This is a genomic window from Oscillatoria sp. FACHB-1407, assembly GCF_014697545.1.
Classification (GTDB): Bacteria; Cyanobacteriota; Cyanobacteriia; order Elainellales; family Elainellaceae; genus FACHB-1407.
In genome coordinates, this window is sequence record NZ_JACJSA010000003.1 from 350,386 (window position 1) to 365,858 (window position 15,473).

11 protein-coding genes are annotated in these 15,473 nt (G+C 52.4%); 10 read left to right on the plus strand and 1 reads right to left on the minus strand.

The window, feature by feature from the left end; genetic code table 11:
- The first annotated feature begins 33 nt into the window (after positions 1-33).
- The 10 genes from H6G89_RS07485 (at position 34) to H6G89_RS07530 (ending at position 14,740) form a co-directional block, all read left to right on the plus strand.
- Positions 34-762: an SDR family oxidoreductase gene (locus H6G89_RS07485; RefSeq protein ID WP_190504679.1), complete on the plus strand. Its 729-nt coding sequence runs from the start codon at positions 34-36 to the stop codon at positions 760-762.
- A gap of 113 nt (positions 763-875) precedes the next feature.
- Entirely contained in the window at positions 876-1,544 is a 669-nt protein-coding gene (locus H6G89_RS07490) for a D-glycero-alpha-D-manno-heptose-1,7-bisphosphate 7-phosphatase (protein ID WP_190504680.1), read from the plus strand.
- Positions 1,534-3,033: a D-glycero-beta-D-manno-heptose 1-phosphate adenylyltransferase gene (gene rfaE2 / locus H6G89_RS07495; protein WP_190504681.1), complete on the plus strand. Its 1,500-nt coding sequence runs from the start codon at positions 1,534-1,536 to the stop codon at positions 3,031-3,033. The genes H6G89_RS07490 and rfaE2 overlap by 11 nt, the downstream gene beginning before the upstream one ends.
- 3 nt (positions 3,034-3,036) lie before the next feature.
- The gene (gene waaF, locus H6G89_RS07500; protein WP_190504682.1) at positions 3,037-4,158 is read left to right on the plus strand and encodes a lipopolysaccharide heptosyltransferase II; all 1,122 of its coding nucleotides are present in this window, start codon (positions 3,037-3,039) and stop codon (positions 4,156-4,158) included.
- Positions 4,159-4,294: 136 nt separating this feature from the next.
- Positions 4,295-5,095 (plus strand): glycosyltransferase family 2 protein, encoded by an 801-nt coding sequence (locus tag H6G89_RS07505; protein ID WP_190504683.1) that lies wholly within the window; start codon positions 4,295-4,297, stop codon positions 5,093-5,095.
- Between the two features lie 246 nt (positions 5,096-5,341).
- A complete protein-coding gene (locus tag H6G89_RS07510; RefSeq protein ID WP_190504684.1) occupies positions 5,342-7,447 on the plus strand; it encodes a glycosyltransferase family 9 protein in 2,106 nt (701 codons plus the stop codon).
- A 136-nt stretch (positions 7,448-7,583) separates the two neighbouring features.
- Positions 7,584-8,927, plus strand: a complete 1,344-nt coding sequence (gene gorA, locus H6G89_RS07515) for a glutathione-disulfide reductase (RefSeq protein WP_190504685.1) — start codon at positions 7,584-7,586, stop codon at positions 8,925-8,927.
- 2 nt (positions 8,928-8,929) lie between these two features.
- Positions 8,930-10,243, plus strand: coding sequence for a glycosyltransferase (locus H6G89_RS07520; RefSeq protein WP_190504686.1), 1,314 nt, complete (start codon positions 8,930-8,932; stop codon positions 10,241-10,243).
- A 619-nt stretch (positions 10,244-10,862) separates the two neighbouring features.
- Complete coding sequence (locus H6G89_RS07525) at positions 10,863-11,993, plus strand: glycosyltransferase family 4 protein (protein ID WP_190504687.1); 1,131 nt, start codon at positions 10,863-10,865, stop codon at positions 11,991-11,993.
- A gap of 32 nt (positions 11,994-12,025) precedes the next feature.
- A complete protein-coding gene (locus tag H6G89_RS07530; RefSeq protein WP_190504688.1) occupies positions 12,026-14,740 on the plus strand; it encodes a tetratricopeptide repeat protein in 2,715 nt (904 codons plus the stop codon).
- On the opposite strand, the gene H6G89_RS07535 is transcribed toward H6G89_RS07530, so the two are convergent.
- A complete protein-coding gene (locus H6G89_RS07535) occupies positions 14,730-15,182 on the minus strand; it encodes a DoxX family protein (protein WP_190504689.1) in 453 nt (150 codons plus the stop codon). The two genes, H6G89_RS07530 and H6G89_RS07535, sit on opposite strands and share 11 nt — an antisense overlap.
- Between the last annotated feature and the right edge of the window lie 291 nt (positions 15,183-15,473).

Genomic DNA, 15,473 nt, shown 5'->3' on the forward strand with positions numbered 1-15,473 from the left:
CTTTTTACATAACGAACACAGGGAGAACAGAACATGACCAATTTGTTGGCTGGTAAGGTCGCTCTTGTCACCGGAGGTGGACGGGGTTTAGGAGCCGCGATCTGTGAAACGTTAGCAGAAGCTGGCATGGTGGCGATCGCCGCTGATATCCGTATTGAATTGGCAGAGCAGGTAGCAGAACAGTTGCGATCGCGGGGGTTAGATTCATTGGCGATTCCGCTCGACATTACAGACGAGCAGCAGGTCGCAATGGTGGTGCAAAAAATTATGGATCAGTTCGGACACATTGATGTGTTAGTGAACAATGCCGGAACTGATGTCACGCTTCCCATTGAAGAGTTGACCATTGCCGATTGGGACAAAGTGATGAGCGTTAACCTGCGGGCACCATTCATCCTGGCTAAAGCTGTGATGCCGCTGATGAAGCAACAGGGACATGGGCATATCGTTAACATTGCCTCGACTGCTGCCAAACGAGTTTGGGCAAATGCCTCGGTGTATCACGCCAGCAAATGGGGCTTGATGGGACTGAGCCACGCCATGCACGTCGAAGCCCGTCCCCATGGTGTTAAAGTCACCGCTGTTGTTGCAGGGGGAATGAAAACGCCATTCTTGCTCGATCGCTTTCCCGACATCGATCCTGACATTTTGCAAGACCCCAAAAATGTAGCTGCAACGGTTCGTTATGTGTTGACCCAACCTGCTGAAACAGTGATCCCCGAAATTATGGTGATCCCCATGCGGGAAGGATCTTGGCCTTAGAAGGGGAGTGAGGGAGTACCCTATCCCCCCATTACCCCTCTACTCCATCCCCTTTCTACTCTTCTACCCCACCCATCCTCCCTCTACTCTTCTACCCCATCCCCTTTTGACCTATGAGCAGACGAGCTGTATTTCTAGATAAAGATGGAACTCTCATTCACAACGTTCCATACAATGTCGATCCCGATAAGATTCAGTTGACCGAAGGGGCGGCGATCGCCCTACAACGGCTCCATGCGGCTCAATATGACCTGATTGTTATTACCAATCAATCGGGCGTAGCACGGGGCTATTTCCCGGAAACGGCTCTGCTGGGAGTGGAGCAGCGGTTACACGAGTTGTTTGCTGCCGTTGGAGTGCCACTAATGGGCTTTTACTACTGTCCCCATCATCCCCAGGGAACGCTCCCAACCTACGCCTTTGAGTGTGATTGTCGTAAACCCAGACCGGGCTTGATTTATCAGGCAGCCCAGGATCACGCCATTGACCTGACCCAATCCTGGTTTATTGGAGATATCTTGCATGATGTGGAAGCGGGACGGGCAGCGGGATGCCGAACGGTATTGCTCGACAACGGCAACGAAACGGAATGGGAGTTATCGGAAGCCCGATTACCCCACCATCTGGTAACTGATCTGGCTGAAGCGGCTCGCTTGATTGTGGCGATCGCTCAACCTCGCGTTCAGGCGGTAGATGACTTGCTGCCGATCTCCCCCTACTCTGGTCTACTGGAAGCAAACCCGATGATGCAGCGATTGACGGAGGTGGGGTATGGAGGCTGACCTGCTCCATCTTGTGGATTGTTGGTCGTCGCTCACGGTGTTGGTGATCGGCGATGTCATGCTGGACTGTTACCTCAATGGCACGACCAATCGCCTTTGCCAGGAAGCCCCGGTGCCCGTGGTGGCGGTGAGTCAGCGTCAAAACTATCCGGGCGGAGCCGCGAATGTAGCTGCCAATGTAGCGAGTTTAGGGGCTAATGTACGCTTGCTGTCTGTCATTGGCGATGATCACGAAGGCGATCGCTTGCGGCAGGCGTTAGCAGCACGACAAGTTGCCACAGCCGATCTGCTCGTCACTCCCACCCGCACTACCCTGGCAAAACAGCGAGTCATGGCAGCGGATCAGGTGCTAGTGCGCTTTGATCAGGGCAGTACCGAGGCGATCGCCCCTGACCTGGAGGATTGGGTGATCGAACGGCTCACAGCGGAGTATGCCGCCTGTGATGCGGTAATTGTGTCGGATTATGGTTACGGCATCTTGACACCGCGCATCATTCAACGGTTGGCGACTCTGCAAGCGCAGCACCCCCGTGTGCTGGCGGTGGACTCGAAACAACTGCCCGCCTACCAGTCAGTAGGCATGACCCTGGCAAAGCCCAATTACGTAGAAGCAACTCAGGTGTTGGGCATACCGAAGCGAGTTGATCAGCGAGTGGAGCAAATCCTTGCTTGTGGCAATTATTTGTTAGAGATGATTGGAGCCGATACCGTTGCGGTGACCCTTGACGCGGAAGGAGCCGTGGTCTTGCTATCTGGGCAACCTCCCATCCGCACGGTTGCTCAACCCGTTCCAGCCCAGCAGACATCAGGGGCAGGCGACACGTACATCAGCGCATTCACATTGGGGTTAGCAACCGGGGCAACGGTGTCAACCGCTGCGACCCTCGCTGCAACTGCAACTGGAGTTGTGGTGCAACAGGTGGGAACAACACTGTGCTCCGCAACTGCTCTGGTGCATGCCTTTGAAGCTCAAGCGTATCCCGCTCACCCCCGCAAGATCCTAAGCGATCGCGCCACGCTCTCGGACTGTGTGCAGCGACTCCACCAACAGGGGCAGCGGATCGTATTGACGAATGGTTGCTTCGACATTCTCCATGCGGGTCATGTTGCCTATCTGACGCAGGCGAAGGCATTGGGGGATGTGTTGATCGTTGGCGTCAATGTGGATGAAACGGTGCGCCAACTCAAAGGTAGCGATCGCCCAGTGAATCCGCTTGCCGATCGTCTGGCAGTGTTGGCTGCACTGGGTTGTGTTGATTACGTAGTGCCCTTTGCGGAATTAATGCCCCACGCGCTGATTCGAGCTATCTGTCCGACGGTGTTTGTCAAAGGTGGCGACTATACCCGCGAAACCCTGCCAGAAGCCGAACTGGTTGAGGTGTTGGGCGGTAGAGTCGAGATTTTGCCCTATGTCCGCGATCGCTCCACGACCCGATTGATTCATCGCATTCAGACTGCCAACCCTTTGAAAAATCTCTCTCCCTTATGAATCATGCTGGACTGGAACACCGCTAAAAACATCCTCTGCATCCGGTTGGACACGATTGGTGATGTGATCATGACCACACCCGCGATGCGTGCCCTTAAAACGGCGCATCCCGATCGTCGCATCACTCTGATGACCTCATCGGCAGGAGCCGCGATCGCCCCTCTGCTCCCCGACCTGGATGACCTGATTGTGTACGATTCTCCCTGGTTAAAGGCGACCGCTCCACGGGTGGATAGTGCGCCAGAATACGCCATGATTGAGCAATTGCGGCGATCGCAGTACGATGCAGCGGTTATCTTTACGGTCTATAGCCAAAATCCATTACCATCGGCGTTTCTGTGTTACATGGCAGGAATTCCGCTACGGTTGGCGCATTGCCACGAAAACCCCTATCAGCTTTTGACGGATTGGATTAAAGATCCAGAGCCAGAGCAGTTTACCCGCCACGAGGTGCAGCGACAACTCGATCTGGTGGCGAGCGTGGGATGCCGGGGTGAATTAGATGAGTGGGACAAGCGAATGCGGTTAGAGGTTCCGCCAGATGCGCTGGTTCAGGTTCAGCACAAGCTAGCTGAACTAGACATTGAACGCGATCGCCCCTGGGTTGTGATCCATCCGGGGGCAACGGCTCCCTCGCGTCGCTATCCGCCAGAAGGGTTTGCGATCGCTGCTCGGCAACTTGTGCAGGCGGGTGTACAGGTGATTTTCACAGGCACTCAACCGGAAATAGAGTTGATTGAATCGATTCGGTTGTTGATGGAGATGCCGTCGTACTCGTTGGGCGATCGCCTGTCTTTGAGCGAATTAACCGCTCTCTTGTCGCTTGCTCCGGTACTCATTTCAAACAATACGGGTCCCGTTCACATTGCTGCTGCTGTTGGCACTCCTGTTGTGGATCTATACGCATTAACGAATCCTCAACATACGCCATGGGGTGTGCCTAACCGAGTGTTGTTTCACGATGTTCCCTGTCGCATTTGTTATAAGAGCATTTGCCCGGAAGGACATCATCATTGTTTACGGTTAGTTGAGCCAGAGAGGGTGGTTGATGCTGCGTTAGAGCTATTACAAACTCCAGTGCAAGACAGCCCATTCAATCAAACAGTCTTGCTTGCGAAGGTCTAGTGTCAACCAAGCTTTCAAGAGCTTTCTCTTGGGTGCATTCCGCGATCGCTAATCCTCCTATAAAAAGTCTCTTTTCGTTTCATCCTTAATTGCTCATTTTTCTCTCTTCTTTTTTCATTTTTCTCTCTTCTTTTTTATGATCGACATTCTCATTCCTACTTATTGTCGTCCAGCTGCTTTAGCGGTAACCCTAACCAGCCTATGTGCTCAAACTTATCGTGACTTTCGTGTGGTGGTGTCTGACCAGACAGAGGATGGTAGTGCGTTTGAGTCGGGAGAAGTACAGGCAGCACTGCGGGTATTGCAGTCCCATGGGCATGTTGTGGAGACGCTGAAACACCTGCCCCGAAAAGGATTGGCGGAACATCGGCAGTTTTTGCTCAATCAGGCGATCGCTCCCTATGCCCTGTTCCTGGATGACGACCTGATCCTGGAACCCTGGGTCGTAGAGTGTTTATTGACTACGATTCAAACAGAGCAGTGTGGATTCGTTGGCTCAGCGGTGATTGGCTTGAGTTTTAGTGAAGATGTTCGTCCCCATCAGCAAATCTTAGAGTTTTGGGAAGGTCCAGTCGAGCCGGAGATCGTCCGTTCTGGTACTCCTCAGTGGGAGCGGTACAAGCTGCACAACGCCGCTAATCTTTATCACGTCCAGCAGCAATTAAAAATTACTCCTGATCATCCCCGCACCTATCGAGTTGCCTGGATTGGTGGTTGTGTGATGTATGACACGACCAAGTTACGCAGTGTGGGCGGATTTGAGTTTTGGCGTGAGTTACCCCCAAACCACTGCGGTGAAGATGTGTTAGCCCAATTGCGGGTAATGGCAGCCTTTGGTGGTTGTGGTGTGTTGCCTTCAGGGGTGTATCACCAGGAATTGCCAACGACGATCCGCGATCGCAGTATGGATGCTCCCCAATTGTTGCCAGTGGTGTAGGAAGAGGAAAAGAAAAAGGAAGAGAGAAGAGAGAAGAAAGAAAAAAGAAGAAAGAAGAAGGTTGATGGTTATTGTTAAAACCCTGCTGATTGACCATTAACCATTGACCATTAACCATTAACTATTAACCATTGACCATTAACTATTAACCATTGACCGTTGACCACTAACTATTGACCGTTGACCACTAACTATTGACCAATAAAGACTGATCAAGCTCCACTCCCCACTCCCTATTCCCCACTCATGAGAGACATTCGTCAGATTTTATTTGTTGAATTACTCGGTGGCATTGGCGATCTGCTGATGGCATTGCCTGCTATTCATGCGGTGGGGCGATCGCACCCTCAAGCCCAGATGACGGTGTTGACGTTTGCCCCTGGAGGTGAGTTGCTGCAACATGACCCCCTGGTGCATCGAGTGGTGATTGCGCCTAGAGGACAAGCCCGATTTACGTTAGATGGGCTACTGATGAACGACCAGTTTGATCTGATTGTTTCAGACACGAATTATGACGGTATTGCCGATGCCATTCACGACTACAAAGTGCGATCGCCTCGCAACCCTGTAGTAGTGACGAATTTGTGGCGATCGCCCCCACCGGATCAGCGGGTTACGGATCGATTTCTCACGCTGTTGCTGTCTGATGGCTTAATTCAACTGGATGCTGTCACCTGGAACCAACCGCATTTGTATCTGACCCCAAGCGAACGGACGATCGCGCGTCAGTCCTTGGGTGCTGCCTATCGTCCCTTAGTTGTGCTCTGTCCAGATGCAGGGATGGCAATCAAACGCTGGTCGTCTCAGCATTTCATTACCGTTGGCAAGGCACTGCAACAGCAGTATGGGGCAACGATTGTGGTTCCGGTCGGTTCCGATGTGGATCAGGCAACGGCGATCGCGCGGGGTATCGGTGGAACTGCCCAGATCTGGCAGTCGGGATCACTCCGAAGTTTTGCAGCGATGTTGGCAGAGGCGGATCTGGCGATCGCTGCTGATACAGGTCCGGCTCGGATTGCGGCTGCGCTGCAAGTTCCCACCATTACTCTGTTTGGTCCTTCGTGGCATGGGCGGTATGGACAACCTGAACCCCACGTCAATTTACAGGGCTTTCCGGAGTGCCCGGAGCGCAATATCGCCAACTTCACGGAACAAGCCTGCTGGTATAGCGGACAGTGTCCCTACGAGTGGAAAACTTGCCTGGAGGACATTTCGCCAATGTCGGTCTTAGAGACAGCCGTTCGGTTGTTGAATCAGCGAGACATTCAACAGTCCTCCAATACGGTCAATATCATCCATCTGAAAGCCCAACAGACAGGGTTAGCTGAACCCTGGCGATCGCTACGAAATCTGCTTGTGATGCGGTTAGACAACATTGGAGATGTGATGATGACCAGTCCAGTGTTGCGATCGCTGAAGGAAAACTTGCCGGATGCCAGACTGACGTTGATGGCAAGTCCTGGAGGTGCGTTGACAGAGCCACTGTTGCCCTGGGTGGATGAGGTGTTGCCGTGGCGCGTGCTGTGGCAAGATTTGGGGCGATTGGACTTTAATCCCGATCGCGAATGGGAATTAATCGAAACCCTGAGCCAACGCCAGTTTGATGCAGCGATTATTCTCACGAGTTTCAGTCAGAGTCCCCATCCGGCAGGGCTGATCTGTGCGCTGGCGGGTATTCCTCTGCGGTTAGGCGAATCGAAGGAACAGGATTTAGGAACACTGACCCACGCGATCTCACCTGCTCCGGATGACCTGCATCAGGTGGAGCGTAATTTGCGGTTGATTGAATCGGTAGGATTTAAAGTGAGCGATCGCGGTTTGGCGTTACATATTCCTGTGGTCTCTCCCCTACGCGGCACGGAATCCTTGCCCTATTTGGTTTTGAATCCCTGGACGAGTTGCCAATCGCGCAACTATTTCAGCGATCGCTTTGCTCAGGCGGCGCGTCAATTGAGTGAAATTACCGGATGGTCGGTTGTCGTCACAGGGGTCGAAAAAGATCGTGAGCGTGCCACTGATTTGTTAGTTACGCTGGGTGCTCGTGCAATCGATTTAATTGGCAAAACCAGCCTGTCCGAATTAGTTGCCCTCATTGCTGAAGCAAAACTGGTACTGACCAACAACACCTCTACAATGCACATTGCTGATGCGACAGGGACTCCTAGCGTGATTCTCTTTGCAGGCACCGAGTTAGAACGTCAGTGGAAGCCGCGTTACAGTCCCACCCGATTGTTACGCCGACCCACAGTGTGCAACCCCTGCTACGCCTTCCATTGTCCCCATGAATTGGAATGTCTGAATATCACACCGGAAGCTGTTGTCGCGGCGGCGTTGGAACTCTTAAAAGAGTGAAAAGTAACACCTCAAGCTCTCATCTTTTTCTCCCTCTCTGCTTTCTTCCCTCTCTCCTCCTTCTTTCGACAGTGGTTTGGCTCTACAAAACAGGATTACTACTGAAATGGCGGTAATGTCTTAATGAAAGAAAACGATGGCATACGATTACGATTTGGTGGTGATTGGCGCGGGTCCGGGAGGGCTATCTGCGGCTAAGCGTGCCGCTCACTATGGTGCGAAAGTGGCGATCGCAGAACGAGAGGCTCTGGGAGGGGTATGTCTGAACCGGGGTTGTATTCCCAAAACGTTGATGGCGTATGCCTCGCGCTTTCAGCAATGGATCGAAGATGCTCGTTGCTATGGGTGGCAGGTGGGAGAGGCTCAGTTTCACTGGCACCAGTTTCGTCAAGCACGCGATCAGGAAGTCGATTGCGCCCGACAAAGCCATACCAAAACCCTCGCAAAGGCAGGGGTTGACTTGATTCCAGAATCCGCCGTTTTTGTCGATCCCCATACTTTGAAACTGGGCGATCGCAGAGTAACGGCTGACAAACTGTTGATTGCGGTTGGGGGGAAGCCAATCAAGCCCGATATTCCTGGCATTGAGCACTGTGTCACGTCGCGGGAGATGTTTGCTCTGGAGGAATTGCCCAAACGGTTAGTGATTATGGGTGCGGGTTACATCGGCGTGGAGTTTAGCAGTACGTTTCGGGGCTATGGCGTTGAAGTCATGCTGATCAATGCCGATGATGAGATCCTATCGGGCTTTGATGATGACCTGAGAAAGGCAGTCCACAACGGCTTGACGGAACGGGGTGTTGAGATGTGGTGCAAGACCAAAGCGAAAGAGGTTGAGCCAGTCACGGATGGGTTGCGGGTAACCCTCTCTGGGGATTGCCCCGAAACGATTACGGCGGATCTAGTTTTGTGTGCCATTGGGCGCACTCCCAACCTGGAGGAACTGCAATTGGAGCAGGCAGGCGTTGAGGTTCAAGAGAAGGCGATCGCGGTAGACGACCAATACCGCACCAGTCAATCTCATATTTTTGCGGTGGGCGACTGCACGAATCGCGTCCCTTTAACTCCAGTCGCTCGCACAGAAGGACGCATTTTTGCCGATATTCACTTTGGTAATCAGCCCGGTCAACTCCAGTATGATCTCATTCCCTCTGCCGTTTTTTCCCATCCTCAGGCAGCAGGCGTGGGGCTAACCGAAGCCAAAGCACGAGAGCAGTATGGGGAAGAAGCGATCGCCTGCCAGCGCATTGAATTTCAACCTCTGTTGAATCGATTGCTCGACCATCCCACATCGCCCGATCTGTTTAAGATAATTGCGGAAAAGTCGTCAGGTCGTGTCTTAGGCGTCCATTTGGTTGGGGATCAAGTCGCTGATTTGATTCAAGGAATTGGATTAGCTATGCATCAGGGTGTCACGCAACACGACTTTGAAACGATGATCGGCGTTCATCCCACAGCGGCGGAGGAGTTGTTTAGTTAGTCATGCCAGGGAACTTAAAGAACAAAGCGACTGTAGCGATAATTGCAGGAACGTATCATCCTGATCGATGTGGCGTAGCTCATTACACCTTGCATTTGAGGGAGGCTCTGGCGCAACGAGAAATCACATCTCTGGTTCTAACAACTCATGCAGCGGCTCAAACCCAGGATGCCACTGTGATAGGAGCGGTTACCCGGTGGCGACTGGCGGATCTGCCGTCCTTGGTGCAAACCGTTCACCGCACCAAAGCCGATCTCTTACACATTCAACACGCTGCTGGAACGTACGGATTCGATCGCACCATTTTTCTGCTGCCACTGGCGTTGCGATTGAGCGGATGGCGATCACCTATTGTGACGACCATTCACGAATATGGCTGGTGGGAATGGCAACCCAAGTGGCTGCCCGCACCTTGGGTTGAGACGTTGAAAACTTGGGGACAGCAACGCAGTTGGTGGGATCGGGAGGATGGCTTTTTGCTGACTCAAAGCGATGCCATCATCACAACAAATGCGGATGCTCAACAGGTCGTAACCTCCCGCTTACCACACCTGACTCACCGAGTACAGCAGATCCCTATCGGCGCGAATATTGCGATCGCCCCCATTCCCCAAACTCAAGCTCGGCAAGTTCTGCGCCAGCGATGTGGTTGGGCTGACGATACGGTTATTTTTGCGTTCTTTGGCTTTCTCCATCCGGTAAAAGGACTGGAAACGTTGCTGTCTGCCTTTCGGCAGATCGCAGCGACCCATCCCCAAGCCCGATTAGTGTTAATTGGCGGTGTGGAAAGTCTTGCTTTGCCAGATCAGCAAGCCAGTCAATATTGGCAGAAGTTGCAAACCCAAATTGCAGACTTGCAGTTGCAATCGATGGTTCACATGACGGGCTATTTAGACCCAGGCGCGGTTTCTGAATGTCTGCGAGGAGCTGATGTGGGAGTGCTACCTTTTAACCATGGTGTGACGCTAAAAAGTGGTTCCCTGTTGGCGTTGATGGCTCACGAATTGCCTGTCATTGCCACTCGTGCCAATCCGCCTGATCCGCTCCTGGAGGATCGTTCTCTGTTGTGGTCAATTCCCTCGCGTGATGTGGGCAGTTTAGTAACGGCGATGCATCACCTCATGGAGGATGCGGAGCGCAGGCAACAATTGGGGCAGGCTGGATTTCGCTTTAGTCAACCGTTTACCTGGTCGAGTATTGCTGATGCGCATCAAGCGATTTATCAATCTGTCATCTCTGACGCTTCTCGTAATGCGGAATCAAAAACGCTTTTCGGCGGTGGGACTCGGTATTCCCATATTGAAGATCCTTTCTAAGTACAACTCGTCATAAATAAGGGTGGGAATTGGGAGTGCAGGGGTGGAACCCCTGGCTGGGGGCGCAGCTCCCACACCTCCGTGGTTTTATTTCCAAACCCTATCTATGAATAGCAGTACTAAGAGCTACTTTATTTCCTCAGAGCTAATTTGTTTGTCAATCTTAAGCTCTAAAACATCTGCTATTGATCCCTCTAACCCCCCTTAATAAGGCTACGTGTATACAGATCTCTGCTTCCCTACAAATTTGATGCATGATGGTTTCAAGCGTGTGAGAACCAGGCATTGGGGGATTCTCCCCCAAACCCCCATTGGGGGACGCCACTGCCTCCCCCAAACCCCCTAGCAGAAGGTGTTTGGGTGAACCCAAAGGCGCGCTTCGCATCGGTTCCAAGTACGGGTGCTTCTGCTCAGGTCAAGACCTTTGACAAAGGCTCAAAGTCCCCTGGAATTGGGGGATTTAGGGGGATGAGGGAACTTCTGTGTGCACCGTAGCCTAACAAAGGGGAAATCCAAGCCAGAATCTGAAGCCTCCCTTTTGAAGGGAGATTTAGGAGGATCGAAACAATATCTACAAATCAGCTCTATGAGCTAAATACTCTTAAAATCCCCTGACACTATGAAACGCGATCGCCTCCCTCATGTTGTTATTTACACGGATGCTGCCGGAATTGGCGGTGCAGAAATCAGTGTGGGACATTTGGTGGCAACTGTATCCAGCCACTTTCAAATAACAGTGGTGGGTGTTGTGGCGGAGGTTGTGAATGCGATCGCCGACCGTCGTCCGGATACTGTTCGAGTTGTCCTGCCAGCACAGGGAATTCGCTCATGGATGGCTCATCTTGCAACGTTTCAGAAACTCAAACCAGACATCATCCACTGCAATTTGTGTACACCATGGGCTTGTGCGATCGCTCTATTCACATCTCTTGTGTTGCCTCAGGCGCGTGTGGTGCGCGTGGATCAGTTGCCACTGCGAACGACTGATCTAACAACCTGGTTACGGACTCGGCTCCTGTCGTTGCGGGTAGATGCCCATGTGGCAGTGGGAGAAGCCAGTGCCTGTCGCATGGAGGATTTTTACGCATTGGGACGCAATACGGTGATCTCGATTCCGAATGGGGTTCCCGATCTTCCCAACGGCACCTCTCTGAGCCAGGGGGAACAGGGGGATCACAAAGACGGCAGGATGATCGTGGGGAGCATTGGTCGGTTAGACGCGATGAAAGCTCACGATGTTTTGCTAAGGGCGATCGCTCAAGTCGATGGGGTACGGGTCGTGATTTTGGGGGAAGGGGCAGAACGTCCGACCTTAGAGAGATTGGCAATGGAACTGGGGGTGAGCGATCGCCTGCAATTGCCCGGTTGGGTCAATCCACAAACCTATCTGCCGAGGTTTGATGTTGTAGCGATGCCTTCCCGGTCGGAGGGGTTTCCCTTGGCGATGGTAGAGGCGATGTTAGCCGCTAAACCTGTGATTGCCACTCGCGTTGGCAGTATGCCTGAAGCGGTTCTTGATGGGCAAACCGGACTCCTGATCGAGAAAAATGATGTAGAGGGATTAGCCCAAGCGTTACGACGACTACGGGATAATCCCCAGTGGCGATCGCAGTTGGGACAACAGGCACGGGAATTGGCGATCGCCCGCTTTACTGTAGAAGCCATGACTCATCAGTATGAAGAGGTATGGGATAAAGTCCTGAATTCACCACAAAAACCTCGATTAAAGGTGCCTCCTCCAAAGGATTGATATCCTTTAGAAAAGCATTTTTCTTCGGCTCCATGACCAGTCCATCCCCTCATCTGCCTCCCTTAAATGTCTTTGTGTCCTACTCGCACAGGGATGAGACATTTAAGGATGAATTGGTGATTCACCTGGCAAACTTAAAGCGTCAGGGTAAGATTCGCGCATGGCAAGACCGCGACATTGAAGCGGGGACGGAATGGGATGCCGAGATCAAACAGCAACTCGAAGCGGCTGAGATTATTTTGCTGTTGATCACGCCCCAGTTTATGGCGTCCGATTATTGCTACAACCTGGAGATGCAACGAGCTATCCAACGCCATCAAGAGGGAACGGCTCGTGTGATCCCCATTATTGTCAAGCCCTGTGATTGGGAGAATGCCCCTTTTAGCGCACTCCAGGTTTTACCCAAAGATGCCCTCCCCATTACCCAATGGAATGATCGGGATGCCGCTTTTCTCAACGTTGTGCAGGGTATTCGTCGGGCAGTAGAGTCGCTTCATCCTCAACCGTTAATAGGCGCAATCTCTAACTCAACCACTGCTTCCCCGGTGCCCCATCCCTCCTCCACTCCGGTCGTTGCCTCCTCCGCGACTGCTCAGCCCTTCCACCCCTCTATTTCCATCTCCTTCTCCACCTACGACTCGCAGACCTTTACCGGACGTGATGAGGAAACCGAGCACCTCTCCGGAGTTCTGCAAGACGATTGTCGGTTGTTGCTCATTCACGGCATGACAGGCATTGGCAAAACTGCCCTTGCTGAACGATTGGCAGATCGGTTTGTGCAACCCCCCATGCGATACGTCCAGGTGATTCTCGATCGCGGCATATCCTCGACTGATTTCACGAGTGGCGCACTCGCCATTTTGGCAAAACTGGATGACGACACAGCGCAACAACGACCTGACGAACAACTCCTGCCTCACCTGTTGCAAACCCTGGAGCGTCAACCCTGCTGGCTACAACTCGACTCGCTGGAGGCGTTGTTGTGTCAAAATGACCGGGGTGAATCGCATTTTACGGATCCCACCTGGTTAGACTTTTTTGAGCAATTCTTGACCCTTGACCCCTCGCCAGTTGCCCCTGGTTCTCGTCTGGTGCTCACCTCTCAGAGTCTGCCGATGGATTGGAGCGATCGCGCTTTTCGCCTCGATAACCTCTGGTATGAGTACCCCCTGCATGGTCTGGAGAAATCTCAACGGATCGATTTGTTTCGTCGTCATGGGGTGACTCCAAAAACGTCAGCAGAGACAGACTACCTCTGTGCGATCGCCGACTACTTTGATGGGCATCCCCTGATCCTCAAAATGATTGCAGGTGATATTCAAAAGCGTCCCTTTAATGGCAGTGTCGAAACCTATTGGCGCGATTACTACCACCAGCGGCAGACTCAGACTACCCTCAAACTCGCTCGCAGTCAGGAAGAACGAGCACGCCATTGGGTCAGACAAATTTTGGAACAGCTTCCCGATTTGCCGCGCCAAATGTTGCAACGGGCTTCAGTTTTTCGGCGACCTGTGCCCGAACGCTTTTATTTGGCTCTGCTGTCGAACACTGCCGATTCTGAGCGGGACGCCGCGCTGACAGTCCTCAAGTCGCGCAACCTGGTAGAAGAGATTGATTTCTACAATGGGGAACTGCGGATTCAACAGCACAACCTGATTCGCGAGATTGCTCGCACTCTCCTGAAAGCCGATCTCCCAACCTGGCAATCGGCGGAACGCCAAGCTGCCCATTTGTGGCTTACTGCCTATACCCCTGCCCCCGATGCCCCCACGTTAGAGACAGTGCGCGGTTATCTGGAAGCTTTTGATCACTACTGCACGATTGAGGATTGGAACACGGCTCAACAAACCGCCTGGACTCGCTTAAATACTCCAACCGAGAGCTATTTATGCTGGCAGTTGGGCATGTGGGGCTATTACCGGGAACAGGTGTTGCTATACACGAGCCTGTTGAAAATTGCTCGAAACACAGGCAATCGCCAGGGTGAAAATGTGCTGCATGGGTTGGGGATGGCGTATAGCTATTTGGGGCAATATCAGCAGGCGATCGCCTGTCATCAGCAATATTTGGTGATTGCCCGTGAAATTGGCGATCGCCCCGGTGAAGGTGCGGTGTTAGGCAATTTGGGAGGGGCATACGATAAGTTGGGGCAATATCAGCAGGCCCTGGAGTGTCACCAGCAATTTTTGGCAATTGCGCGTGAAATTGGCGATCGCCAGTATCAGAGCAATGCTCTGGGAGGCTTGGGCAACACCTACTACAGCATGAAGCAGTATGAGCAGGCGATCGACTGCCATCGACAATCTCTCCAGATCGCGCAGGAGCTTGGTGATCGGCGGGGTGAAGGCGTAGCTTTCGGGAATTTGGGGCTTGTGTACGACCACCTGGGACAATATCAGCAGGCGATCGACTTTCACCAGCAATGCTTGACGGTCATGCAAAGCCTTGACGATCGCGGCGGTGAAGGGGCAGCACGGGTGAATCTGGGCGGTACCTATCTGAAAATGAAGCGGTATGCGGAGGCGTTGACTGAGAACCAAACGGCGTTAACGATCGTGCGTGAGACAGGCGATCGCTTAAATGAAGCTGAAGCCCTCAAGAACCTTGCAGAACTGCATCTTGCGCTTGGCGAGACAGCGATCGCCCGACAATACGGTGAGCAGGCACTAACATTGGCAACTGAGCTTGGAATTCCCCTAAAGGAAGATTGCCAGAAACTCATGCACCAGTTGGAGGCTATCGGTTAATTTGTGCCTCGACTCCCGCGATCACATCCGATGCTCCGGGTTGTTGTTCGGGTTTGCGAGTGTACCACCATGCCCAGGAGATAAAAACTGCCTGAAACGGCAACCGCAACCAATACAACACTGGATGATGAGGAATGCCTTCGATTGGAATGCTGTTGAGTGCCTGATTGATGTTAGCTGGAAAGACGGCAATAAATAACGCAATCAATCCCCAGGCAGCGGCAACGCTAACAAATGGAATGAGCAACCCAATGCCACCCAGGATTTCAAAGAAGCCGCTGATGTAAACTAAACCGACTGGATGTGGCAACTCCGGTGGCACAATTTTGGCATATTCCTGTGGCTTGAGGAAGTGTGTAATGCCAACGATAATAATAGAGATCGCGAGGATCACTCGCAGAATTTCTTTACGACGATAATACGTTTGACTGACTGCTTTCATAACTCAATCGACGACTTACACAACCCTTCAATTTCTACTCAAAATTAACAATATGAGTGAATCAATTTCGTCTGTCTTCAGACGGCTAGGGGTCAAGTTTTCTATATAGCAACCGAGGGGTTGGTTAGGACGGGGCGCAGAGGTTTGCCGAACCGATGCGGGTTGGTTTTGCTCTTGTAACGGCGGTTTTAACCGCTAAGTACTGCTATTCATAGATAGGGTTTGGAAATAAAACCAGGGGGGTGTGGGGGCTGCGCCCCAGCCAGGGGTTCCACCCCTGCACCCCAAATT